This is a genomic window from Aquamicrobium zhengzhouense (genome assembly GCF_016124105.1).
In the GTDB taxonomy this organism is placed as follows: Bacteria; Pseudomonadota; Alphaproteobacteria; order Rhizobiales; family Rhizobiaceae; genus Aerobium; species Aerobium zhengzhouense.
The window spans coordinates 207,003-231,371 of record NZ_JADGMQ010000004.1 but is presented as its reverse complement, the minus strand read 5'-3'; the positions used below and the strand labels follow the sequence as shown (position 1 = coordinate 231,371).

Sequence of the window (24,369 nt, the reverse complement as noted above, 5' to 3'; positions counted from 1 at the left end):
ATGACCAATCTGGGCCCAGTTGCGCCAGAGATGAAATCCGGCTCGGCTGATCTTGCCGCGCTGGCTGATGGCTTTGACGAGTTCATGGCGACCTTCGCTGCGTTTCGGGACGAAAATGACCAGCGTCTGCGAGACATCGAGCAGCGCAAAAGCGCGGATGTGGTCACGACGGAAAAAGTCGACCGGATCTCGGAAGCGCTCGATCGACAAAAGCGCGCTATCGACGAGTTTGTCCTGAAACGGGCTCGACCGGCCCTGGGGCGCGATGGCCAAAAAGGTGTCGCGGATCTGGAGCATAAGGAAGCCTTCGAAAGCTACATGCGCTCCGGCGAGGAGCAAAAGCTTCGAACGATCGAAACAAAGGACATGTCCTACGGTTCGAACGTGGATGGCGGCTACGTTGTCCCGCAAACGATCGAAGCGGAGATCGGCCGACGTCTGGCGGAAATTTCGCCTATCCGAGCGATCGCATCTGTTCGACAAGTATCAGGTCCCACGTTGCGCAAGCCATTCACAGTGACAGGACCTGTGGCTAGCTGGGCCGCGGAAACAGGATCGCGGACGAAAACGGACTCTCCGGTCCTCGACCAACTCCAGTTCCCGACGGCAGAACTTTATGCCATGCCTGCAGCAACCCCATCACTGCTTGAGGACGCGGTGGTCGATCTCGACCAGTGGATTGTGAGCGAGGTTGAAACCGCGTTCGCCGAGAAGGAGGGGGATGCTTTCATCAACGGAAGCGGGACCAATCAGCCGAAGGGATTTCTGGCCTACGACCAGGAGGATGACAGCACGCGCAGCTGGGGCGAAATTGGCACTCTCGACACCGGAGAGGATGGCGCATTTGCGGCGACGAGCCCGGCGGACAAGCTGCTCGATCTCATCTACGCTCTCAAGGCGGGATACCGGCAAAATGCGCACTGGGTGATGAACCGCAAAACCCAGGCGATGATCCGCAAGATGAAGGATTCCGAGGGCAATTACCTTTGGCAGCCGCCCACATCGGCGGGAGCACGAGCAATGCTGCTTGGCTTCCCTCTGGTAGAGGCAGAAGACATGCCAGACGTTGCCGCTGGTGCCACCCCCATCGCTTTCGGTGACTTCAAACGCGGCTACCTCATCGTTGACCGCGCTGGAGTGCGGGTGCTTCGTGACCCGTATTCCGCAAAGCCTTACGTCCTCTTCTACACGACGAAGAGGGTTGGCGGAGGTATCCAGGATTTCGACGCCATCAAGCTGCTGAAGTTCGGCTCCGAGTAAGACGAAAATCTGGGCGCTTGCCTGAGATTTCGTCGACGGCCCCGGTCCCCTTGCCGGGGCCGTTTTCTTTTCAGCTGACATGAGGTGCTCATGGTCCTCTTTCGAACGATAGCGCCGGAAGCCGAGCCGGTGTCGTTGGCAGAAGCCAAGCAGACATTGCGAGTAAGCCACGACAGCGAGGATGCTTTGATCGCGTCACTGATCAGCGCCGCGCGAGAAGAGGTGGAGGCGGCCTGCGGTCTGGCACTTCTCGATCAAAGCTGGCGGCTTACGCTCGACGTGCTGCCCCCGCTGGGAAGAGTTTTGCTGCGCCGGCACCCCGTGCGCGAGATCGTGTCAGTTACGGCATTCGGCGAGGATGGCGAGGGTGAAACGCTTGATCCGGCCACCTATCGGCTCATGGCTCAGTCGCGTCCGGCCGCACTTTATTTCACCACGCAGGCCGACCGGGCCAAGACCGGAAATGGTTATGAAATAGACTTCAAGGCGGGCTTCGGCGAGGCTGGAGCTGACGTGCCGGATCTTCTCAAGCGTGCGATCCTTTTGCTGACGGCGCATTGGTATGAATTCCGCGCGCATCTAGCGCCGAGGAGCCAGCCGCATTCATTTCCTGCCGGATATGAAAGGCTGATTGCGCCATGGCGCTCAAGGAGATTGTAGATGCGCACGGAGTTCATAGACCCAGGCGCATTTCGCCATGAGGTTGCCATGGAAGCCGCAAGTATCGTTTCGGACGGTGGCGGAGGGCGCAGCGAGATCTGGTCGGAGGTGGCAACCTTCTTCGCGCTTATAGAACCAGTGACTGCCAGAAGCCGCTTTGGAGGCGATCAGACGCTTGAAACGCTGAGCCATCGCGTGACGATACGATACCGCGCGGATGTCACGAGTGGGCTCCGGTTGAAACATGGTCGCCGGATACTGGAAATCCTGACTGTGCACGATCCTGATGAAACGGCCCGCTATCTAGTCTGTCATACCCGAGAGATCGGCCGATGAAGGTCTCTGTCAAAGTGACATTGGAGGGTCTTATCCGTGCGCTACGATCCCACATGCACCAGTTGGCGGATAGTGCCGAGACGATCTACGTTGGTAGGAAGGCGGATCCGGACTTTTCGGACCGAAGACCAAGGGCGGGGAAAGCGCTAAATGATGTCGGCGACCTTTGAGCTGCAAAAGGCGATATTCGCCACGCTGAAAGCTTCGGCGCCGCTGGCAGAGATGCTCGGGGAGGTGCGACTTTACGATCACGCGCCGGCGAACGTGGTTTTTCCCTATTTCACCTTTGGCCGAACCACGGGCTTTGACTGGAGCACCAGCACGGAAGATGGCTCTGAGCATCTCTTCACCGTACACGCCTGGTCCAAAGAAAAGGGCAAGAAACAGACCCTCCTGATGCTCGAACACGTCAAAGCTGCGCTACACGACACGGAACTAGCTTTGGATGGGTTTCGTCTCGTTAACCTGCGACGTGAATTCGAGGAAGTACGCTACATAGATGATCTAGCGATCTATCACGGGATCCTGCGCTTCAGAGCGGTGACCGAGCCCACTGACTGACCTTCAAGGTCACCCACCAAATCGAGAGACGGAAGGAGAACCCCTGTGGCGGCACAGAAGGGCAAGGATCTTCTATTGAAACTCGCCGACGGCGGCAGCTTTGTCACCGTTGCGGGGCTGCGCAGCAAGCGGTTGGCGTTCAATAGCGAGACAGTCGATATCACGGATGCCGATTCTGCCGGGAGGTGGCGAGAGCTGCTTGGGGGCGCAGGTGTCCAGCGTGCATCGCTCAGCGCTTCCGGAATTTTCAAGGACGCCGCGTCGGACGAGGCTATGCGCAGCCGCTTTTTCGGCGGGACGATCTCGTCGTGGCAGCTGCTGATCCCCGGTTTCGGTACGGTCGCAGGGCCGTTCCAGATTACGGCGCTTGAATATACCGGCACCCACGATGGTGAGGTGAGCTTCGACGTTGCGCTGGAGTCCGCCGGGGCGATTACCTTTGAGGCTCTGCCATGAGCGCTAACCGGAGGCGCGGAGAGATCTCCGCGGTGATCAACGGACGCGAGTGCACACTTTGCCTGACCCTCGGGTCACTCGCTGAACTGGAGCACGCATTCTCAGCAAGTGATCTCACTGCGCTCGCCGAACGGTTTTCGAGTGGCCGGCTTTCAGCGCGCGACCTGATGGAAGTCATTGCTGCCGGATTGCGCGGGGCGGGAACCGAGGTGGAAGCAACCGATGTCGGTTCAATGGCGATCGAGGGCGGCGTGACGGGTGCGGCTGCAATCGTAGCGGAACTGCTGAAGGTAACTTTCGGCGCTGCCGAAGCGAGTACGACGCCGCGCACCTGAGTGCCGCGACAGGAAACGCGCACCAGTTCCCCTGGGATGCGATCATCGCGCTGGGACTGGGCCTGTTGCGGCTGCCTCCACGCGCTTTCTGGGCGATGACGCCAAAGGAATTGTCTCATGCACTGCGGTTTATCGGAGGCAATAGTTTTCCTCCGACACGATCGGCAATGGCCGAACTGATGCGCATCTTTCCCGATGACCAAGGAGCATGAAGCATGACGGAACGGGAACGGCTCCAAATCAGCATCGAAGCAGACACGTAGCCATTTGCTGACGCGATCGGCAATCTGAGCAAGCTCTCGGAAAGCTTCGGCCGTCAGCTGTCTGGCGCGCTCAAGGATGCGGTACTGAGCGGGAAATCCCTCGACGATACGCTGCGCCGGATCGGTCTCAACCTGGCCGGGATGGCATTAAGCCAAGGGCTACAGCCGCTGACCAACCTCGCATCCGGGTTGTTCTCATCCATGTTCGGGGGTTTAGGAAAGGTGCTGCCCTTCGCGAATGGCGGTGTGGTTCCGTTTGCCAGCGGCGGAATTGTCTCTGCGCCGACCTATTTCCCGATGGGGAAGACGACCGGCCTTATGGGGGAAGCGGGTCCGGAGGCAATATTACCGCTGGCGCGGGGAGCCGATGGAAGGCTGGGTGTAGCGGGCCCCGGCTCGGGCGGGGCCGTCAACATCGTCTTTAACGTCACGACGCCGGATGTGTCCTCCTTCCGCAAGTCAGAAGCGCAGGTCACCGGCATGCTTGCGCGGGCCGTGACCAGAGGCACCCGTACCCTTTGACGGATCGTGCGCGGAGGAACCATGCAAAGCTTTCACGAAGTCCGCTTTCCGATCGATATATCCTTTGGCGCGACCGGAGGGCCGGAGCGGCGCACTGAGATCGTGGCGCTGACGTCAGGTCGCGAAAAACGAAACCTGCGACATGCACATTCGCGGCGTCGGTTTGATGCGGGAACGGGCGTTCGGTCAATGACTGAACTTTATGAGATCGTCGAGTTCTTTGAAGCGAGGCGTGGCCCGTTCCACGGCTTCCGTTTTCGCGATCCTTTCGACATGAAATCTTGCTCGCCTGAGGCACAACCGACGGCTCTCGACCAGTTGCTCGGCATAGGTGATGGTGAGAAGTCGCGATTTCAGCTCATCAAGTGGTACGGCGAAGGTGACGACGCTTATGCGAGGCCGATCCGCAAGCCGGTTGACGAGAGCGTTCTGATCTCGGTGGGGGGCGTGGCTTCGGAACCCGAGAGCTTCCAAGTCGATATCGAGTCTGGCGTTGTCACTTTTGTCGACGGTTCGACCCCCGGCGTCGGCCAAGAGGTCCGTGCCGGTTACGAGTTCGACGTGCCCGCACGGTTCGATACCGAGCGCATCGAGATCAACCTGACGGCCTTCAATGCCGGGCAGATCCCATCCATCCCCATAGTGGAGCTGATCTTGCCATGAGCGATTACCCTCCGGAACTTCGGGCACATCTGGAACAGGTCTGTACCACCTTGTGTCATTGCTGGCTGATGACTTGCCGGGATGGAAAGACCCTCGGGTTTACGGATTACGACCGCCCGCTCGAAATTGAGGGTCAACAATTTCAACCGCAATCGGGGTTTACCCAGTCGGAGGTCCGCACGTCGCTGGGGATGGCAGTTGATACGGCCGAAGTTGAGGGCGCGCTGTCGTCGGATGTTCTCACAGACGCGGACATCCTGTCAGGCACTTATGACGGGGCACGGATCGACACCCTCCTGGTCAACTGGACGGACGCACGGCAGTTCGTGAGGCTCAGAACGGCAACGATAGGAAGGATCGAACGCAGGGACGGCCAGTTCGTCGCCGAACTCGAGAGCCTTATGACCAGCCTCGACAAGCCAAACGGACGCATCCTGCGCCGCCAATGCGATGCGCAGCTCGGTGACGCACGTTGCAAAGTCGCGACGGACGACCCGATGCTGAAAGGCAGCGGGATCGTCGAGGCAGTCATCGGATCTGGCACATTCGAGGTTCGCGGCCTTGATGGCTTTCCCGCCGGGTGGTTCAGCTATGGCGAGATCAGCTGGACCAGCGGAGGTGTCACCGGTCGAAAGGCTTTCGTGGAAGCGGATACTGCAAGAGCAGGAAAGCGTGTGTTCACCCTTTCTGCGGCCGGCTCGCAGCCAGTGGTAGGCACCACCTTTGTCATCATAGCCGGTTGCGACAAGAGCTTTCAGGCGTGTCGGGAAAAGTTCGGAAATGGTCTGAACTTTCGCGGGTTCCCGCACTTGCCGGGAAATGATGCGGCCTATCGATATGTCTCCGACGAAATGCTCCATGACGGCGGGGCGCTGGTTGAATGACTGGCGATATCCGCGGCGCTGTAATGACCGAGGCGCTCACATGGGTCGGCACGCCTTACCGGCATCAGGCATCGAGCAAAGGCATAGGATGCGATTGTCTGGGCTTGGTCCGCGGGGTTTGGCGAAGTCTGTACGGTACGGAGCCAGAAGAGCCAGGGCCGTACTCTCCTGACTGGGCCGAAGTCGGGTCCAAGGACCGCATGCTTGATGCCGCGAGGCGTCACGCAGTTGAAAAGAATATCTCTGAGGCTCTCCCCAGTGACCTTCTCATATTTCGCTGGCGGGCTCACCACGCGGCCAAGCACGTCGGCATCCTCATCAACTCGGACGGTTTTCTTCATGCCTATGAAGGGCATGCCGTGATGATTTCGCCACTCATCCCTCAGTGGCGGCGCCGCATAGCTGGTGTCTTCGCTTTCCCTGAAAAGACTACCTGATCGGGTCATTCCATGGCGACAATCGTCTTACAGGCAGCCGGGGCGTTCCTTGGCGGCATCTTTGGTCCTATTGGCAGCGCGATAGGGTCCGCAGCAGGCGCCATGGCAGGTTACGCCATCGACCAGACATTGCTGCAGGGACACCGGCGGATCGAAGGCCCGCGTCTCGGCGCACCGAAGCCGTTCCTGGCAGAGGAGGGACAGCCTATCCCGCGCGTATACGGCACCATGCGTATCGGCGGGAATTTGATCTGGGCCACCCGGTTCCACGAGACCAAGACCGTCGAACGCCAAGGGGCAAAAGCAGGCCCCAAGGTCACCACGACAACCTACGCCTATTCCGGAAATTTTGCTTTCGCCTTATGCGAGGGGCCAATCGCGGGAGTGCGCCGGATCTGGGCAGACGGGCGTGAACTGGATCTGGAGGAGATCAATCTCCGGATCTACACGGGCTTCGAAGATCAGCAGGCGGATCCGCTTATCGATGCGAAGCAGGTTCACGGCACACCAGCGTATCGAGGTACCGCCTATGCCGTGTTCGACCATTTCGCGCTGGGTGACTTCGGCAACCGCATTCCTCAGTTTCAGTTCGAGGTCCTGAGGCCGGTAGGCGAGTTGCATCGTCACATACGTTCGGTAGCCCTCCTGCCAGGAGCGACGGAGTACGGCCTGGATCCGGAGCAAGTCACGTTCACTCCCAGCCCTGGGGTGACCATACACGTCAACCGCAACGTCCTGCATGGCTCGTCTGATCTGCTGGCGTCACTGGATGAATTACAGGCGCTGTGTCCGAACCTTGAGGAAGTGGCTGTTGTCGTTTCTTGGTTTGGAGACGATCTGCGTGCGGCGCAATGCCAGATCCGTCCGATGGTCACGCAAAACGCCTCGCTTGAGTTCTCCGAAGAATGGCGGGTTTCCGGAGTGGTGCGCGAGGAAGCGCAGACCGTCAGCTATGTGGAGGGGGTTGCCGCCTATGGCGGGACGCCTTCCGACCTTTCCGTCGTGCGGTGCATCCAGGAGATCAGGCGACGAGGCTTGCGGGTCGCGCTCTATCCATTCCTGATGATGGATGTGCCGCCATCTAACGGCTTGCCTGATCCATATGGCGAAGACGAGCAATCGGCGTTTCCATGGCGGGGCCGCATCAGTTGTTTTCCAGCTCCAAATGCTCCGGGATCGCCGGACAAGAGCTCAGCTATCCGCACGGATGTCAGCTCCTATTGCGGCAGCGCCAACTCAGCCAGTTTTGCGCTCGATGAAAGCGGAGTGACTTATCTCGGCGATCCTGAGGATTGGGGATATCGCAGGCTGGTACTTCACTATGCATGGTTGGCGTCGCAAGCGGGAGGGGTGGACACCTTCCTGATTGGATCGGAATTGAGGGGCCTGACCAGCTTGCGCGATGGGAGCAGCCACTTCCCGTTTGTCGAAGCCCTTTGTCAGTTGGCATCAGAAGTCCGGAGCATCCTCGGTAGCGAGACGAAAATAACCTACGGCGCAGACTGGTCGGAATATTTCGGGCATCAACCCGCGGATGGATCCGGTGACGTTTTCTTCCATCTTGATGAATTGTGGGCGCATCCCGCCATCGACGCTGTCGGCATCGACAATTACATGCCGCTCGCCGATTGGCGTGACGAGGACATCGATGGAAGAAATCCTGATGGCTTCCTGCTGCCCTATGACATCAATGGATTACGCAGCCAGATTTGTGCCGGCGAAGGCTTTGACTGGTTCTATGCCAGCTCCGAAGCCCGCCAAATACGCTCGCGAACCCCGATCACCGATGGGGCTTACGGCAAGCCATGGGTGTTCCGCTACAAGGATCTGGTTTCCTGGTGGGAGAACGAGCACTTCAACCGAATCGGCGGCGTCGAGATGGCCGAACCGACTGCATGGCGGCCGCAGTCGAAGCCGATATGGTTTACGGAGATCGGCTGTCCTGCGGTCGACAAAGGACCGAACCAGCCCAACGTGTTTCCAGACAGTAAGTCGTCTGAAAATGCGGTGCCGTATTTTTCGTCGGGGGCACGGGCAGATGATGCGCCTGCACGGTTTCTGGCGGCACATTTCCAGCATTGGGATCCAGCCAGTGCATATTTCGATGAAGCGAATAATCCCGTTTCGACCATCTATGGCGGGCGAATGCTCGATATCAGCCGTAGCTGCGTTTGGGCGTGGGACGCTCGGCCCTTTCCGGCGTTTCCGCTGCACACCAAGATCTGGGCCGACGGAGAGAACTGGAGTGCGGGCCATTGGCTGAATGGACGCCTTTGTGGCGTCAGAAGGTCGGACCTTATTTCAGCGATCCTGTCGGATCACAGCCTTCCAGCGGCCGAAACCAGAGACGTGGCTGGTAGCCTCAACGGCTATCTGACCGACGCGCCGGACACCGCGCGAGCGGCACTGGAGCCGTTAGCGCAGCTCTTTGGCATTTTCGCAGCCGAGCGCGACGGAACACTTCATTTCTCCGCGGAAAATCTCGCACGCTCGATCCTGACTATCGACGACATCGTTTTGGATGAGGAGATCACCTTCGAACGCAGCCGCACGCAATTGCGGGACCTGCCGGAGGCGGCGGAAGTGACGTTCGTCGATTCATTTTCCGAGTACCAGACGGCTGTAGCTCGCGTGGTTCGACCGGGGGCCCATGCCGCTGAAATAGAGCGATTGTCCCTTCCCGGAAGCATCCATCGTGAAGGTGCCGAAACGCAAATTCGTGAGTGGCTTGAGCGACGGCACGTTGCGCGGGACACGATCGGGTTTGCACTGCCAGCGGATGCTCTTGGCATCGAAGTCGGTGCTGTTATCAGCCTTTCCAGCGACAGTGCTGGTTATGACTATCTGGTTACCGAAGTAGAACAGGGGCTGAGTCGCAAGCTCGCCGCAAGACGCATATCCCGACGTGCAGCGACTGCGAAACCTGCTGAGTTGGGCGAGCCTTCGTTCAGGCCTCCTGTGATTGCGGGAGCACCGCACGTTGTGATGCTGGATTTGCCATTGATGCCCGGCAGCAATGGCGTCGAAAACAGTTACCGGATTGCGGCGTTTGCCGAGCCGTGGCGGCGGCAGGCAGTTTATGCGTCGCCGGAGCAAACCGGCTTCGAATTGACTGCAGTGATAGAGTCACGAGGGACTATCGGTTCTCTCGTGGAGCCGCTGACCCCCGGTCCGGAAGGCAGAGTGGATCTTTCCGGTCGGGCCAACGTCAGGCTCTTCGGAGGTGAACTGGCCAGCGCAAGCACGGTCAGCCTTCTAAATGGTGCGAACCTAGCAGCGATCGGGTCCCCCGATGGCGGATGGGAGTTGCTGCAATTTTCCCACGCCCAGGAAGTTGAAGCCAATGTCTGGCAGTTGAGCAGCTTATTGCGTGCACAGCTTGGCACCAACGATGTGATGATGCGCGGTCATCCCGCCGGAGCTACTTTCGTTCTTGTCAACGGCAGCGTCGTCAGCTCGGGTTTACCTGCCGCTCTTAGCGGGCTTTCGTTGAACTGGCGGGTCGGTCCCGCGGGCCTGGCGTTCGGAACGCGAAAGTTTCATCAGGCGCAGGCTACGGGTGGGGTGCGAGCACGCCTTCCGTTCTCTCCGGTCCATCTTAGAGCAAAGCGGCAATCCAACGGGGATGTTCTCTTCAGCTGGGTTAGGCGAGGGCGGATCGATGCGGATAGCTGGATTGGCGAGGACATTCCGCTCGGCGAGGAGTTCGAAAAATACCGGATCGAGTTCACTGACATGGGAGACAATATTCGGCGTGTGGCCGAGACATCGTCTCCATCATGGACGTACTCAAACGGAATGCAGTTGGAAGATTTTCCGCTTCAGCCAAGCGAGATCAAAGTCACGGTTCGCCAGATCAGCGCGACCGTAGGTGCAGGTGTGGCGGCGCGTTGCAGCACGATCCTTCCATAAAAAACTCAGGGAGTTGCACATGGATAGTTTGAAGCCGTGGTATTTGTCGCGGACTGTTTGGGCTTCGTTGGTGGCGATTACCGCCTCACTCGCGGGGCTTTTAGGCTTCCCGATCGAGGATGGCGAGACGGATGCACTGGTCGATGGATTTGTGCAGGCCGTCGTCGCGCTGGCCTCCCTGTTTGCGCTGTTCGGACGGCTGGTCGCGAGGGCCAGGATCGGCTAGCGTTGTGTGGATTGTTCATTAAGCGTTCAGCCAAGTTGCGATAGAAGCGAGGCATGAAAACGTTCCGCTCCCTTTCTCACGTCATCGCCGCCGGGGTAGTGGCATTTGCTTTGACGGTGCCCCACGTGCCCGCTCAGGCGTCGGATGCGACCTACGTGGTGGCGCAGGCAGATTGCCATGGGATCGGCCAGCGTTACGCTGCGCAGATGGGCGGACAATTGGCACGAGCAACGCCGGACGTGAGAGGCGGACAGCAAGTCTGCGTTATCGTCGTTCTGGTGCCTGCAAAGGATGGCCAGCGGCCACGTCGGGAAGAAATCGTTGTTCCCGCAGGCTAAGCTGCCAGCCTCACTCAGGAACTGATGATAATCAGCAAAGGCAATTGATAGGGGCCGCAATGCGCATACTCGTGGTCGAGGACGACAAGGATCTCAATCGTCAGGTTGCCGACGCTCTCGTGGATGCCGGATACGTCGTGGATCGTGCATTCGATGGAGAAGAGGGGCATTTTCTCGGCGATACCGAACCCTATGACGCGGTCGTTCTCGACATAGGCCTCCCACAGATGGACGGGATCAGTGTTCTCGAACGCTGGCGTAGAGACGGCCGAAAGATGCCGGTGCTGATCCTGACTGCGCGAGATCGCTGGAGTGACAAGGTTGCCGGTATTGACGCTGGTGCTGATGATTACGTCACCAAGCCCTTTCATATCGAGGAGGTTCTTGCGCGCGTTCGCGCTCTGATCCGTCGCGCGGCTGGCCATGCGTCATCGGAATTGATCTGCGGTCCTTTGCGCCTTGACACAAAGTCGTCCAAGGCTGACGTCAACGGCGTGCCGCTGAAGCTCACTTCACACGAGTTTCGACTGCTGGCCTACCTGATGCATCACATGGACCACGTCGTGTCGCGCACGGAGCTGGTGGAACATTTATACGATCAGGATTTCGACCGCGACTCCAACACGATTGAGGTGTTCGTAGGCCGGCTGCGTAAAAAGATGGGCGTCGACCTGATCGAGACGGTGCGTGGGCTTGGCTATCGAATGCGGGAGAGTGCGGAGTGATCTGTCTCTCCGGTACCAAGTTATAAGTGGACCATCCGGTCTTGTCCCTTGGCCTGTCCACCCTCAAAAAGCCATTTCGCTACCTCGCTTTTCGCGTCGTCGCCTTCTCGACATTGTGGGCAGTGCTGGCGCTTGTTGTTATCGCGACAATCATCTCCGCCCTCTTCAGGCAGGCCAGCGAGCGCGGCTTTGAGAGCCTTCTGACAGCGCATCTGTTCAATCTGATCAGCTCGGTTGGCGTCGATGAAAGTGGGCGTCTTTCGGGAGCTCCAAATCTCGGCGATTTGCGTTTCACCATCCCGCAATCGGGTTGGTACTGGGCAGTCGAGCCTGTTTCAGATGACGTCAACGGACGTCTGATGTCGCTCTCGCTGTTGGGGAATCTTCCTTCGCCGTCGACGGATGAGATTCCTTTCAACAGCGAATTTCAGCGCAGCTACATGGCGAACGGACTTGCTGGAGAAACAATTGAGGTTTTCGAGAGCGAGTTCGTTCTAGCTGGGGACAGCAGCATCGCGCGCTTCAGGGTTATGGGAAACCGATCTGAGCTCGAAGCGGACATCGCGGCGTTCGAGCGTCAGCTATACATCGCGCTGACGGTGTTCGGACTGGGCATGATCGCAATTAATGCTATCGCCATCCTGGCGGGGCTGACGCCGCTTCGGCGCGTTCGCGAGGCCCTTGCGGAAATCAGGGGAGGGGCCGCTCAGCGATTGGACGGGGCCTTCCCTGCCGAGATAGCTCCTCTGGCCGACGAGACCAACGCTCTCATCGAAAACAACCGGCGTATCGTTGAGCGATCACGTACACAGGTCGGGAATCTCGCGCATTCGCTCAAAACACCGCTTGCTGTTCTAACCAACGAGGCACGGGCGATTGGCGGCAGGAAAGGTGATCTGATTGCGGAGCAGGCGGGAGCCATGCAGCAACAGGTCGAACATTATCTTCAGCGCGCGCGTATGGCTGCGCAGCGAGACACCATTGTTTTCAGGACACCGGTCCAGCAGGTGTTGGAGCGCATGGTCAGGGTGATCGCCAAGCTCAATCCCCGCGTAGATCTCTCGTTGCAGATGCCGGATCAGGAGATCACGTTTGCCGGGGAGCAAGAAGATCTGGAGGAAATTGCCGGCAATTTGCTTGAAAATGCCATGAAGTGGGCGCGTGAACAGGTATCCGTGACTGTTCATGGGGATGCGACAGATGACGCGCGTCGATCGTTCACGCTGTTCGTGGACGATGATGGACCGGGAATTGCCGAAGAAGATCGACGCGATGCCCTCGTACGTGGGCGCCGGCTGGACGAAACCAAGCCCGGCACAGGCCTTGGACTTTCAATCGTCGCCGACCTTGTAAAGGAGTATGGGGGTGACATCGCACTATCCAGATCCCCACTCGGAGGATTGCGTGCGGCGGTTACTCTCAAGAGAGCCCAACAATGACGTGCGTTGCCGTTTTGCCATGGATGCGCCAAACTCTCGCTTAAGAAGCATCGGTCAGGCGGGGAAGGGCATGACCGATCAGAAAGGCATTTGAGAATGAACCATTCAATTGCGGCGGTGGTTCTCGTTGCGCTGCTCTCGGCCTGCTCGACCGTTACAGGGCCTGCAGCAGGATTGACCGAGAGAGCTTTCGCCGGAAGCACGAGACCGGTTTCTAACGCGATTGTTGAAGCTATGGCCGGCGGTTTGGTGTCACGAACTCCGGGAGTGCAGCTTGACTGGAGCGAGCGCCGTCGCGCGCTGGAAGCTGAATATCGGGCACTTGAATATATGGGCGTGGGCGAGCCGGTGATATGGGGGCGCTCGGGTCAAAGCCGCGGCGAGGTTGTTGCAGGATCCCCATATCGAGTCGGCTCCCAGGACTGCCGCCAGTACAAACATACCGTTTACTCAGGCGCTTTGACCCGTACGAGCCGGGGCACTGCTTGCCGGAACTCAGACGGAAGCTGGACCCTTCTAGCCTGACAGAATCGCCAAAAAGCCGCACTGGGCCGTCATTGGCATTGAGGAAATCAACGGCTATCTGACGGCCATGGCTTTCTGGATTATCGCAGCACTTTTGACTTTCGCTGGGTGCCTCGCCGTGCTGTTGCCGGTTGTTGGCAATCGCAGCGCTGTCACACGAGACGCAGATCATGATCTTTCGGTCTATCAGGACCAGCTTTCGGAGCTCGATCGCGATCTCGACCGAGGAACAATTGATGAGCGCGAGGCAGCTGAGGCCCGCGCTGAAATAGGTCGCAGGATCTTAAAGCTCTCGGCTGAAGAGCAGCGCTCCGTCTCCGCCGGACGTTTTGGTAAAGTGGCAGCGACTATCGCAGTACTTCTCGTGCCGTTAGCGAGTTGGGGCGTCTATTCTATGACTGGCTCGCCGGAACTGTCAGGGCAGCCTTTACAGGCCCGACTTTCTAAAAATCCGGCTGAAAGCACGATAGACGAACTTGTTGCCCGGGCTGAAGCGCATCTTGCTGCAAACCCGCAGGATGGTCGCGGTTGGGAAGTTCTGGCACCGATTTATTATCGCGTGGGCCGTTTTTCGGAATCGGTTACCGCATGGCGCAACGCCATCACTCTAAACGGGCAGGATGCCGATCGGGAGCTGGGTCTCGCGGATTCTCTTACAGCCGCTTCTGGCGGCGTTATCATTGCTGATGCGCGTGAGGCGTATGAACGAGCGCTGGAACTCGATCCTGCCAATCTAAAGGCGCAATTTGCGCTGGCGGCGGCGCTGAGCCAGGAAGGGCGTGACGATGACGCGGCAGTTGCGTTGCGGACAATGCTGGAGCAGTTGCCGAACGATTCGCCTTGGCAGGACGTCGTGCGCCGGGCGCTCGCTACGATTTCGGGCGATGACAGCAATTTGATCGCGGGTGATGATCAGTCGGCGATGATCGAGAATATGGTCGCGGGACTGGATCAAAGGCTGCGTGAACAACCGCAGGATCCGGCCGGGTGGCAAAGGCTCGTGCACTCCTACACTGTTCTCGGTCGTATTGCTGACGCCAGTGATGCTCTTGCGCGTGGCATTGATGCACTTGGGGCTGACAGTGAAGCCGGCAAAGAGTTGGCAGCCTTCGCCGCCGAACGAGGCGTGGGCGTTAAGGAATAGAAGATGGCAATGACGCGAAAGCAGAAGAGGCTCTCCATCATCGGGGGAGCGATGCTTTTTCTAGGTCTGGCATCAGGCCTGACACTCTATGCGTTGGGGCAAAAGACCTCCTATTTCTACATGCCGGTTGATTTGAAAGCAGCAGCGCCGGACCCGGGCCAGCGGATCCGCCTCGGCGGACTGGTTGAGAAAGGCTCCATCGTGCGCGGTGACAATACCGAGATCCATTTCTCGGTGACCGATCAGGCGCATTCCGTGACAGTCGCGTATAATGGCATCCTTCCCGATCTCTTCCGCGAAGAGCAAGGCGTGGTGACCGAGGGTGTTTTGCGTAGCGACGGGATCTTCGTGGCGGATAGCGTCCTGGCCAAGCACGACGAAACATACATGCCGCCGGAAGTGGCAGATCGCCTCAAGGAAACCGGCATGTGGCAGCATGCTGACGGCACGGACGAGGCCGCACAGTGATTATTGAACTCGGACATTTCGCGCTGGTGCTGGCATTCGCGCTGGCGTTGGTCCAGTTCGTCTTGCCCCTGATGGGAACGAGGCTCGGCGATCCGCGGCTAATGGCAGTAGCGAACCCAGTGACATTGGTGGGGTTCGCGCTGGTAGCGGTTTCGTTTGCAGCGCTGACGTCCGCCTACATCCAATCCGACTTTTCGGTTGTGAATGTCTGGGAGAACTCCCATTCGGCCAAGCCGATGCTTTACAAGGTGACCGGCGTCTGGGGAAACCATGAGGGCTCGATGCTGCTCTGGGTGCTGATCCTCAGCCTGTTTGGTGCGATGGTCGCTCTCTTCGGTCGCAATCTGCCGGATACGTTGCGTTCCAACGTCCTTTCGATCCAAGGGTTGGTCGGCGCAGCATTTTTGCTCTTCATCCTGGTGACTTCAAACCCGTTTACACGGCTGTCGCCAGCGCCGCTTGAAGGACGCGACCTTAATCCCGTCCTCCAGGATATCGGTCTCGCGATCCATCCGCCGCTGCTCTATCTCGGATATGTCGGGTTCTCAGTCTGCTTCTCATTCGCAGTCGCTGCGCTCATCGAAGGGCGGATCGATGCTGCGTGGGCTCGTTGGGTTCGCCCGTGGACACTTGCAGCCTGGCTGTTCCTGACTGGTGGCATCGCGATGGGCTCATATTGGGCCTATTACGAACTTGGCTGGGGTGGCTGGTGGTTCTGGGATCCGGTCGAGAATGCGTCGTTCCTTCCGTGGCTTTCGGGCACAGCTTTGCTCCATTCCGCGATTGTGATGGAGAAGCGGTCCGCGCTCAAGATCTGGACGCTGCTGCTTGCAATTCTGACCTTCTCGCTTTCGCTGCTCGGAACATTCCTGGTGCGTTCCGGCGTCCTGACGTCCGTTCATGCTTTTGCTACCGATCCGTCGCGCGGTGTCTTCATCTTGATGCTGCTGATCCTGTTCATAGGTGGATCGCTGGCGCTGTTTGCTCTGCGGGCTTCATCTCTGACCCAGGGCGGGTTGTTCCATCCGGTTTCACGGGAAGGATCGCTCGTCCTGAACAATCTTTTCCTGACCACCGCCACCGCTACGGTTCTTCTGGGCACGCTCTACCCACTTCTGGTGGAAGCGGTGACGGGAGAGAAGATCTCCGTCGGCGCACCCTTCTTCAACCTGACCTTCATCCCGCTGATCGTCCCGCTATTGATTGCGGTTCCCTTCGGCCCGCTGCTGGCGTGGAAGCGCGGTGACGTATACGCCGTCTCTCAGCGCCTGTTTGCCGCCTTCGGGGGCGCGCTTCTGGTCGCTTTGCTCGGCTATTTCCTGATCGACGGAACGGGAGTACTGGCTGCCTTCGGCATGGGGCTTGCTGCTTGGCTGATGCTCGGTGCCCTGACCGACCTCGCACTCAAGGCCGGCATTGGTAATGTCAGTCTCTCTGTTGCCTGGCGCCGTTTCCGCGGACTGCCGCGCTCCGTCTTTGGCACCGCGCTGGCCCATTTCGGCCTCGGCGTTACCGTTCTTGGAATTGCGGCGGTCACGTCGCTCGACATTGAACGGGTGATGGTGATGCGGCCAGGCGATACGATGTCTGTTGCCGGCTACACGCTGAAGTTCGATACCATCGCACCGCAACGGGGACCCAACTTCACGGAAGACCGCGCACACTTCACCTATATGGACGCGGCAGCACGGGTTCAGGGTGAGATCATCTCGTCCAAGCGCCTCTACACCGCTAGGCAGATGCCAACCACGGAAGCTGGCATTTCAACGATCTGGTTCAGCCAGCTTTATGTTTCTATCGGCGATGCGACGAGTGATGGTGGCATTGTCGTTCGGGTGTGGTGGAAGCCGATGGTGCTTTTGATCTGGCTTGGCGGCGTAGTGATGATGGGTGGCGGCGTGGTTTCTCTGCTGGATCGCCGCCTACGGGTTGGTGCGCCAGCTCGCCGGAAGGAGAAGGCCGCACCTGCCGGAGTTGCGGCACGATGAAGAAGCTGGCAGCAATTTCAGCTCTATGGTTGGCGCTTGCTGTGCCAGCACTCGCCGTCCAACCGTCGGAGATCCTCGCTGATCCCGCACTGGAGCAGCGCGCGAGAAACTTGTCTGCCGGGCTTCGGTGCATGGTCTGTCAGAACCAGTCGATCGATGATTCGGACGCGGAGCTTGCTCGCGATTTGCGCGTTCTCGTGCGCGAACGGCTGGTCGCCGGCGAGACCGATGAGGAAGTGCTTGATTACGTGGTGTCGAGATACGGCGAATTCGTGCTGCTGAAGCCGCGTTTCAGCATTCAGAATGCTGCTCTCTGGGGAGCGCCGGTAGCGTTGCTTCTTCTTGGTGGCGTCTTCCTTTTCTCACGGGCCGGTCGCCCGCAGAAGGCGAATTCCTTACGCCTCTCCGAAGAAGAGGAGCAGCGCCTCAAGGAGATCCTCGGAAGAGCGGATAAGGATCCTTCCTGAAGATTACAAAAGTTTCATGCTCTGGAAATGGCGCCGTAAGGTTCACGCGCCTATCTCTGTGATCAACGATGCAAATGCATCAACGAACTCACCAGGGACAAAGAGATGAACCAGAACAAGACTGTTTCGAAGATGCGCGGTCGTTGGCTCACGGCGGCAGCGTCGGTAGCGCTCGCCAGCGTGATCGGCTTCGGCGCGGTGACGTCCGGGTCACTGCCTTCCTATGCCGACGCGGTCAGGGTTGAGGGTGTTCAGAGCGTTGGCTTTGCGGACGTGGTCGAGAAGGTCACGCCTGCCGTGGTCAGCGTCAGGGTTCAGGCCAAGGTCAACCCGGCAAGCGAGCGTGGCAACAACTTCTCATTCGGAATGCCGGGCTTTGAAGATCTACCCCGTGATCATCCCCTTTACCGCTTTTTCCGCGAGTTCCGTGGTGACCGAGATTTCCGTGGTGATCGCCCGCGTGAACGTCGCGAGCGCGAGCGTGCGCGGCCTGTTGCCCAAGGCTCGGGCTTCTTCATTTCCGGTGACGGCTATCTTGTGACCAACAACCATGTGGTCGAAGGCGGTTCTGAGTTTGTTATCGTGACGCAGGATGGCGATGAGTTCGACGCCAAGCTCGTTGGCACAGATCCACGTACCGATCTCGCCGTGCTGAAAGTCGATGCTGACGAGGAATTCACCTACGTAGCTTTTGCTGACGATTCAAAGGTTCGCGTTGGCGATTGGGTCGTCGCGGTCGGTAACCCGTTTGGTCTCGGTGGCACGGTGACTGCAGGTATCGTGTCAGCTCGTGGTCGCGACATCGGCGCCACGCTTTACGATGACTTCATCCAGATTGATGCTGCAGTGAACCGTGGCAATTCGGGTGGTCCTGCCTTCAACCTCAACGGTGAGGTGGTGGGCGTGAACACGGCCATCTTCTCTCCGTCCGGCGGCAATGTCGGTATCGCGTTCGCAATTCCGGCCTCAACGGCAAATCAGGTCGTGACCAATCTGATGGAGAACGGTGCCGTTATGCGTGGCTGGCTGGGCGTTCAAATCCAGCCTATTACAGACGAGATCGCCGAATCGATTGGCCTTGAGAATGCGAAAGGCGCGCTTGTTACCGATGCACAGGCGGATGGTCCCGGCCGGGAAGCCGGCATTAAGGCAGGCGACGTCGTAACAGCGGTGAACGACCGTGCGGTTTCAAGCCCGCGTGAACTTGCTCGCACCATCGGCGGTTTCGCACCTGGCGAGCAGGTCGAGGTGACTTTGTGGCGCGCGGGCAAGGAAGAAAAACTCCAGGTCAAGCTTGGAGAGTTGCCGAACCAGACTGCGAAGGCGACCACCTCGTCGGATGACAGCTCGACGGCGGCGACGGCGCTGGAGGACCTCGGCATCACCGTTACTCCGGCTGAAGACGGCAAAGGCGTCGTGGTGACCGCAGTTGAACCAGATAGCCCCGCTGGCGAACGCGATATCCGCGCTGGCGATGTGATCGTTGCTATCAACTCGAACCTTGTGACGAGTGGTGACGATATCGGCAAGGCTGTCGAGGATGCATCAAAGGCGGGCCGCAAGGCGGTTCTGCTTCAGGTCAACCGTAACGACAGCAACCACTTCGTACCGCTGCCGATCAGCTGATCTGTTAACCGAAACTCAGGCGACGGTCTCCTCGAGGCCGTCGCCTTTTCCTGTTTTCGCGTATAGTCCCGCTATGAAGATTCTCTTGATCGAAGATGACCGCGAAGCTGCGGAGTACCTGCAGAAAGCGCTGAGCGAAGCCGGGCACAACGCGCATGTCGCCCATGACGGGGACACAGGATATCAGCTTGCGCTTGAGGGCAGCTATGATGTTCTCGTTGTCGATCGGATGCTGCCCCAACGGGATGGGCTGTCGGTCATCTCAGGGCTGCGCGCAAGGGACATCAAAACCCCGGTCCTCATCCTGTCAGCGCTGGGCGAGGTGGATGATCGCGTGACCGGTCTTCGCGCCGGAGGCGATGATTATCTGACGAAGCCATACGCATTCACGGAACTTCTCGCGCGTGTTGAAGTGCTCGAACGGCGAGGCAGTCCACGAGAAGTGGAAACCGTATATCGCGTTGGCGACCTAGAGTTGGATCGCTTGTCACATACGGTGAAGCGGGCGGGGAACGAGATACCGCTGCAGCCACGCGAATTCCGCCTTCTGGAATATCTGATGCGCCACGCGGGCCAAGTCGTCACGCGCACGATGCTGCTCGAGAATGTGTGGGACTATCACTTCGACCCACAGACCAATGTGATCGACGTCCACGTCTCGCGGCTGCGCTCCAAGATCGAGAAGGGGTATGAGACCCCGGTGCTGCACACCGTCAGGGGCGCCGGTTACATGCTCAAGGCGGGCTGATCATGCTGCCCGCAGTTCTCCGCACCACGGCCGCCCGGCTGACGGCCATGTTCATGGTCCTGTTCGCTCTCTGCGCCGGAGTGCTCGTCTTCTACATGTCGACTTTGTCAGTCAGCATGCTGACAGCTCAGACCCAAGAGACGATCGCGGAGGAAATGCAAAGCCTCGCGCGCGCCTACCAGCGGGGGAGCCTCCCAGCTCTGGTGCGTTTTGTCGAAACGAGGTCCCGCCAGCCTGGAGCCAATCTCTATCTTCTTGCGGACGTCAATGGCCGCATTCTGTCTGGCAACGTCGACAGCATCGAGCCAGGGGTTCTTGAGGCAGATGGCTGGACTCCGCGCCCCTTCGCTTACCGCCGGTACGGTGACCGTGGATCCGCCGTAAGCCCTCCACCAGTAGAGGGGGCGGAAATCCAAGCCACCGGGCATCAGGCGGTTGCGCTGGTGCTTCGCCTTCCCAACCAGATGATCCTCCTGGTAGGACGCGATCTTGGCGAACCACAGATCGTTCGCGACATCGTCAATCGCTCCCTCATTCTCGCTTTTGGCATGATGGGCATCGGGGCTGCGGTCATCTGGTTTTTCGTTGGACGCCGTGCCTTGCGCCGGATTGATACTGTCTCCGAAGCCAGCAGGCGTATCATGGGCGGCGATCTGACCGGCCGCTTGCCGGTAAACGGTTCCGGAGACGAATTCGACCGCCTGTCGGAAAACCTGAATGTGATGTTGGCGCGTATCGCTCGGCTGAATGACGGCTTGAAACAGGTCTCGGACAACATTGCGCATGATTTGAAGACACCGCTGACGCGGCTGCGAAATCGCGCTGAAGTCGCGCTGGCGGGCGATCTGGAGGAAAAGGACTACCGTGAGGCGCTGGAGGCGACGATCAGCGAGTCGGACCAGTTGATCCGTACTTTCAATGCGATTTTGATGATCTCGCGACTGGAAGCTGGATATTCTTCTGAGCAGACTGTTCCGGTGGACCTCGCGCGGACTGTCGCTGACGTTGTCGAGCTTTACGAACCGGTCGCAGAGGAGCTGGGCGTCCTTATCGAGGCATCGGTCCAGGGGGATGCAACGATCACCGCCAATCGCGAGCTGGTAGCGCAGGCGCTGTCCAATATCGTTGACAACGCCATCAAATATTCCGCCGGCTCCGGCGAAGCGCCGCGCGTGCTGGTCAGCCTGCGTCGAAGCGATGACGGTGTCGCGGTCGAGGTCGCAGATAACGGGCCCGGTATCCCTGAGGATGATCATGATCGGGCCACAGAGCGCTTCGTTCGACTTGAGCGTAGTCGCTCCCAGCCCGGCTCGGGGTTGGGTCTCAGTCTCGCCAAGGCGGTGATGGAATTTCATCGCGGACGACTTGAATTATCCGGTCGAAACCCCGGACTATCAGTCAAGATGATTTTCCGAGAGGATTCGCGGATCAATGAGCAACGGTGACGACGGCGAGATCTGGTTCGGAGCACCCGCAAGTTCCCTCACACCTCTAGATGCTGATATTGCTGCCCAAGAGATCGCTGATCTCGCCGAGCGTGCACGTGAAGCTGGGTTCGTTCAGACCGCGAATTTGCTTGAGGGATCATCGCCATTAGCGAATTTCCTCGCTGCTGCCTTCAACCTGTCACCTTTCCTGCGCGACTGCGCGCGTCGTTGGCCCGGTTCGCTCGAAAGGCTCTATTCGGTGCGGCTGGACGATCGGCTTACCGAACTGAACATCCTCATCCGCGGGCTCGGCATCCTGGAGGGGCAGACCGAGACGGGGCTCATGAAGGCGTTGCGCGAGGCCAAGGGCGAAGCACATTTTCTGATCGCCCTTGCAGAACTCGCTGCCGTCGCGGACGCCGAGATTACTGTCAAACGGCTCAGCGACCTTGCGGACGCGTGCGTAAACGCGGCGATAGATTTCCTGCTTTTGGATGCGCATCGATCTGGAAAGCTGAACGTTGCCGATCCAGCCAAGCCAGCCGATAAGTCTGGCTGGATCATCCTCGGCATGGGAAAGCTGGGCGCGCGCGAACTCAACTTTTCCTCCGACATTGATCTCATCGTCTTCTTTGATCCAGCCGCTCCGGCGATCCCGGACCCTTATGAGTCAACGGAGACCTTCGTTCGCCTTACGCGCCGCCTGGTTCGCATCCTTCAGGACAGGACCGAGCACGGCTACGTGTTCCGCACGGATCTGCGCTTGCGCCCCGATCCCGGTTCAACGCCGCTCGCCATCCCGGTCGAGGCAGCGCTGATCTATTATGAAGGGCGCGGTCAGAACTGGGAGCGTGCCGCAATCATCAAGGCACGACCCGTCGCAGGTGACATCGGAGCCGGAAAGGCGTTCCTCAAAGAGCTGACGCCTTACGTATGGCGCAAGTACATGGACTACGCAGCCATCGCTGACGTCCACTCCATCAAGCGCCAGATTCATGCCCACAAGGGTCACGGGGAAGTGGCGGTCAAAGGGCACAACGTCAAGCTTGGCCGCGGTGGCATCCGAGAGATCGAGTTTTTCGTCCAGACGCAGCAGCTCATCGCCGGTGGCCGGTTCCCCGAACTGAGAGGGCGTGAAACTGTGCCGATGCTGAAGGTACTGGCTCAGCGTGGGTGGATTACACCGGAAGCCTGCAATGCTTTGGCGACCCAGTACTGGTTCCTTCGCGATGTTGAGCATGCCATCCAGATGGTGGCCGACGAACAAACCCACAATCTTCCGGAAGACGACGCCGGGCTCGAACGGATTGCGCGTATGGTGGGTTTTGTTGGTGCAGAAGAGTTTTCGACTGCCTTCCGCAAGTCATTGCATCTGGTTGAGAGCCATTACGCTGCACTGTTCGAAACTGCGCCGCAACTGACACGCGGCGTGGGGAACCTCGTCTTTACCGGTGACGTCGATGATCCCTCGACACTCCAGACGCTGTCGGAACTGGGTTTTTCGAGGCCGAGCGACATCTGCCGTGTCATCCGCACCTGGCACTTCGGGCGCTACCGCGCGACCCAGTCTTCCGACGCGCGTGAACGCCTGACCGAGTTGACCCCCGCACTTCTGGAAACGTTTGGCCGCACAAAGCGTGCAGACGAAGCCATTCTGCGCTTTGATGAGTTCCTCTCGGGCCTTCCAGCGGGGATACAGCTCTTTTCATTGCTGCAGTCCAACCCGGCCTTGCTTGATCTTCTGGCGACGATCATGGGCGCCGCGCCACGACTTGCGGCCATCATCACGCGTCGTGCGCATGTGTTCGATGGGCTGCTTGACCCTGCAATCTTGTCAGAACTTCCAAACAAGGCCTATCTGGCAATCCGGCTTGAGGCCTTTCTGCAAGGCGCAGAACTGCATGAAGAAAAACTCGACCGTCTGAGGATATTCGCTGCCGAGCAACAATTTCTGATCGGTGTTCGCCTCATGAAGGGGGCGATTGATGCGGAGCGGGCGGGGAAGGCCTTTTCCGATCTGGCGGACCTGACCATTGGTGCTGCGCTTGAGGCAGTCGAGGCGGAGTTTGCAGCCCGCCATGGCCGCGTGCCTGGGGGCGAAGTCGCGATACTTGGGATGGGAAAACTCGGTAGCCGCGAACTGACTGCAGGCTCGGATGTCGATCTCATCCTTCTCTATCGTCACGATCCAGATGCCGAGGAATCGGATGGTGAGAAGCCGCTCGCACCGTCCCATTATTACAGTCGCCTTACACAGCGCTTGATTGCAGCGGTTTCGGCACCGACGGCGGAGGGGGTGCTGTACGAACTCGACCTGCGCCTTCGCCCATCGGGGAACAAGGGGCCCGTCGCAACTCATATTGACGCGTTCCGCAAATACCAACGCTCCGAAGCGTGGACTTGGGAGCATATGGCGCTGACGCGCGGGCGTGCAATTGCTGGTGACGAAGCGCTGCGCCGCGTTGTCGATGAGGAGGTTGCACAGATCATTGCGTTACCGCGCGACGAGCAGGCAATCTTCAAGGATGCGCGGGAAATGCGGGACACCATCGCCCGTGAAAAGCCGGCCCGCAACATCTGGGATCTGAAGCTTATCGAGGGGGGGCAGATCGACCTCGAATTCATCGCTCAGTGTGCTCGGCTTACAGGGCACATTGAACCCGGCGAATGGCCGCCAACTTCTACCGGAGATGCACTCAGCAGGTTGACGGCAGGGCTCTGTACTCCGCAGACGCGAGATGATCTCGTTCGCGCTTATGAGCTCTATCTGGCGCTGACCCAGATGGTCAGGCTTTGCCTGACCGGGCCGTTGGATCCAGACGACGTGCCACCGGGCCTTGCCGATCTTCTTCTTCGAAGCACCGACCTGCCAAGTCTTGGCGTCCTCGAAGCTCACATCAGGGAGACGGCAGAGAAGGTGAAAACCGCCTTTGATGAACTTCTCGGCCGGAGCTGATCA

At 59.1% G+C, this 24,369-nt stretch carries 24 protein-coding genes; all 24 read left to right on the top strand.

The features are described 5' to 3' along the window. The 24 genes from IOD40_RS08800 to IOD40_RS08685 all read left to right on the top strand — a co-directional run bounded on the left by IOD40_RS08800 (nucleotide 1) and on the right by IOD40_RS08685 (nucleotide 24,366). Nucleotides 1-1,260: a phage major capsid protein gene (locus IOD40_RS08800; protein WP_198476153.1), complete on the top strand. Its 1,260-nt coding sequence runs from the start codon at nucleotides 1-3 to the stop codon at nucleotides 1,258-1,260. 90 nt (nucleotides 1,261-1,350) lie between these two features. Next, the gene (locus IOD40_RS08795; protein WP_198476152.1) at nucleotides 1,351-1,920 is read left to right on the top strand and encodes a head-tail connector protein; all 570 of its coding nucleotides are present in this window, start codon (nucleotides 1,351-1,353) and stop codon (nucleotides 1,918-1,920) included. After that, a complete protein-coding gene (locus IOD40_RS08790) occupies nucleotides 1,921-2,256 on the top strand; it encodes a phage head closure protein (RefSeq protein WP_198476151.1) in 336 nt (111 codons plus the stop codon). A 150-nt stretch (nucleotides 2,257-2,406) separates the two neighbouring features. Continuing rightward, the gene (locus IOD40_RS08785; RefSeq protein WP_198476150.1) at nucleotides 2,407-2,817 is read left to right on the top strand and encodes a DUF3168 domain-containing protein; all 411 of its coding nucleotides are present in this window, start codon (nucleotides 2,407-2,409) and stop codon (nucleotides 2,815-2,817) included. A 45-nt stretch (nucleotides 2,818-2,862) separates the two neighbouring features. Beyond that, nucleotides 2,863-3,273, top strand: coding sequence for a phage major tail protein, TP901-1 family (locus IOD40_RS08780; RefSeq protein ID WP_198476149.1), 411 nt, complete (start codon nucleotides 2,863-2,865; stop codon nucleotides 3,271-3,273). Beyond that, nucleotides 3,270-3,608: a gene transfer agent family protein gene (locus IOD40_RS08775; protein ID WP_198476148.1), complete on the top strand. Its 339-nt coding sequence runs from the start codon at nucleotides 3,270-3,272 to the stop codon at nucleotides 3,606-3,608. The genes IOD40_RS08780 and IOD40_RS08775 overlap by 4 nt, the downstream gene beginning before the upstream one ends. Beyond that, the gene (locus tag IOD40_RS08770) at nucleotides 3,605-3,820 is read left to right on the top strand and encodes a rcc01693 family protein (RefSeq protein ID WP_198476218.1); all 216 of its coding nucleotides are present in this window, start codon (nucleotides 3,605-3,607) and stop codon (nucleotides 3,818-3,820) included. The genes IOD40_RS08775 and IOD40_RS08770 overlap by 4 nt, the downstream gene beginning before the upstream one ends. A gap of 66 nt (nucleotides 3,821-3,886) precedes the next feature. Next, complete coding sequence (locus IOD40_RS08765) at nucleotides 3,887-4,393, top strand: phage tail tape measure protein (protein WP_198476217.1); 507 nt, start codon at nucleotides 3,887-3,889, stop codon at nucleotides 4,391-4,393. Between the two features lie 21 nt (nucleotides 4,394-4,414). Continuing rightward, entirely contained in the window at nucleotides 4,415-5,056 is a 642-nt protein-coding gene (locus IOD40_RS08760; protein ID WP_198476147.1) for a DUF2460 domain-containing protein, read from the top strand. Continuing rightward, nucleotides 5,053-5,940, top strand: a complete 888-nt coding sequence (locus IOD40_RS08755) for a DUF2163 domain-containing protein (protein ID WP_198476146.1) — start codon at nucleotides 5,053-5,055, stop codon at nucleotides 5,938-5,940. The genes IOD40_RS08760 and IOD40_RS08755 overlap by 4 nt, the downstream gene beginning before the upstream one ends. Beyond that, nucleotides 5,937-6,377 carry an NlpC/P60 family protein gene (locus IOD40_RS08750; protein WP_198476145.1) on the top strand — a complete coding sequence of 147 codons (441 nt, stop codon included), beginning with the start codon at nucleotides 5,937-5,939 and terminating at the stop codon, nucleotides 6,375-6,377. Before IOD40_RS08755 ends, IOD40_RS08750 begins: the two co-directional genes overlap by 4 nt. A 12-nt stretch (nucleotides 6,378-6,389) precedes the next feature. Further along, complete coding sequence (locus IOD40_RS08745; RefSeq protein WP_198476144.1) at nucleotides 6,390-10,289, top strand: baseplate multidomain protein megatron; 3,900 nt, start codon at nucleotides 6,390-6,392, stop codon at nucleotides 10,287-10,289. Between the two features lie 19 nt (nucleotides 10,290-10,308). Next, nucleotides 10,309-10,515, top strand: coding sequence for a hypothetical protein (locus tag IOD40_RS08740; RefSeq protein WP_198476143.1), 207 nt, complete (start codon nucleotides 10,309-10,311; stop codon nucleotides 10,513-10,515). Between the two features lie 53 nt (nucleotides 10,516-10,568). Beyond that, entirely contained in the window at nucleotides 10,569-10,853 is a 285-nt protein-coding gene (locus tag IOD40_RS08735) for a hypothetical protein (RefSeq protein ID WP_198476142.1), read from the top strand. A 59-nt stretch (nucleotides 10,854-10,912) separates the two neighbouring features. Beyond that, nucleotides 10,913-11,578 carry a response regulator transcription factor gene (locus IOD40_RS08730; protein ID WP_198476141.1) on the top strand — a complete coding sequence of 222 codons (666 nt, stop codon included), beginning with the start codon at nucleotides 10,913-10,915 and terminating at the stop codon, nucleotides 11,576-11,578. A 26-nt stretch (nucleotides 11,579-11,604) separates the two neighbouring features. Beyond that, nucleotides 11,605-13,017, top strand: coding sequence for an ATP-binding protein (locus tag IOD40_RS08725; protein ID WP_407649124.1), 1,413 nt, complete (start codon nucleotides 11,605-11,607; stop codon nucleotides 13,015-13,017). A 592-nt stretch (nucleotides 13,018-13,609) separates the two neighbouring features. Next, nucleotides 13,610-14,686 (top strand): c-type cytochrome biogenesis protein CcmI, encoded by a 1,077-nt coding sequence (ccmI, locus tag IOD40_RS08720; protein ID WP_198476140.1) that lies wholly within the window; start codon nucleotides 13,610-13,612, stop codon nucleotides 14,684-14,686. 9 nt (nucleotides 14,687-14,695) lie between these two features. Then, a complete protein-coding gene (ccmE, locus tag IOD40_RS08715; protein WP_198476215.1) occupies nucleotides 14,696-15,154 on the top strand; it encodes a cytochrome c maturation protein CcmE in 459 nt (152 codons plus the stop codon). Then, a complete protein-coding gene (locus tag IOD40_RS08710; protein WP_198476214.1) occupies nucleotides 15,154-17,142 on the top strand; it encodes a heme lyase CcmF/NrfE family subunit in 1,989 nt (662 codons plus the stop codon). Before ccmE ends, IOD40_RS08710 begins: the two co-directional genes overlap by 1 nt. After that, a complete protein-coding gene (locus IOD40_RS08705; RefSeq protein ID WP_198476139.1) occupies nucleotides 17,139-17,609 on the top strand; it encodes a cytochrome c-type biogenesis protein in 471 nt (156 codons plus the stop codon). Before IOD40_RS08710 ends, IOD40_RS08705 begins: the two co-directional genes overlap by 4 nt. 105 nt (nucleotides 17,610-17,714) lie before the next feature. Continuing rightward, nucleotides 17,715-19,235 carry a Do family serine endopeptidase gene (locus IOD40_RS08700; RefSeq protein WP_198476138.1) on the top strand — a complete coding sequence of 507 codons (1,521 nt, stop codon included), beginning with the start codon at nucleotides 17,715-17,717 and terminating at the stop codon, nucleotides 19,233-19,235. A 73-nt stretch (nucleotides 19,236-19,308) separates the two neighbouring features. After that, nucleotides 19,309-19,983: a response regulator transcription factor gene (locus tag IOD40_RS08695; protein ID WP_198476137.1), complete on the top strand. Its 675-nt coding sequence runs from the start codon at nucleotides 19,309-19,311 to the stop codon at nucleotides 19,981-19,983. A 2-nt stretch (nucleotides 19,984-19,985) separates the two neighbouring features. Next, nucleotides 19,986-21,428 carry a sensor histidine kinase gene (locus IOD40_RS08690; RefSeq protein ID WP_198476136.1) on the top strand — a complete coding sequence of 481 codons (1,443 nt, stop codon included), beginning with the start codon at nucleotides 19,986-19,988 and terminating at the stop codon, nucleotides 21,426-21,428. After that, nucleotides 21,415-24,366 carry a bifunctional [glutamine synthetase] adenylyltransferase/[glutamine synthetase]-adenylyl-L-tyrosine phosphorylase gene (locus IOD40_RS08685; protein ID WP_198476135.1) on the top strand — a complete coding sequence of 984 codons (2,952 nt, stop codon included), beginning with the start codon at nucleotides 21,415-21,417 and terminating at the stop codon, nucleotides 24,364-24,366. Before IOD40_RS08690 ends, IOD40_RS08685 begins: the two co-directional genes overlap by 14 nt. Nucleotides 24,367-24,369 lie beyond the last annotated feature (3 nt).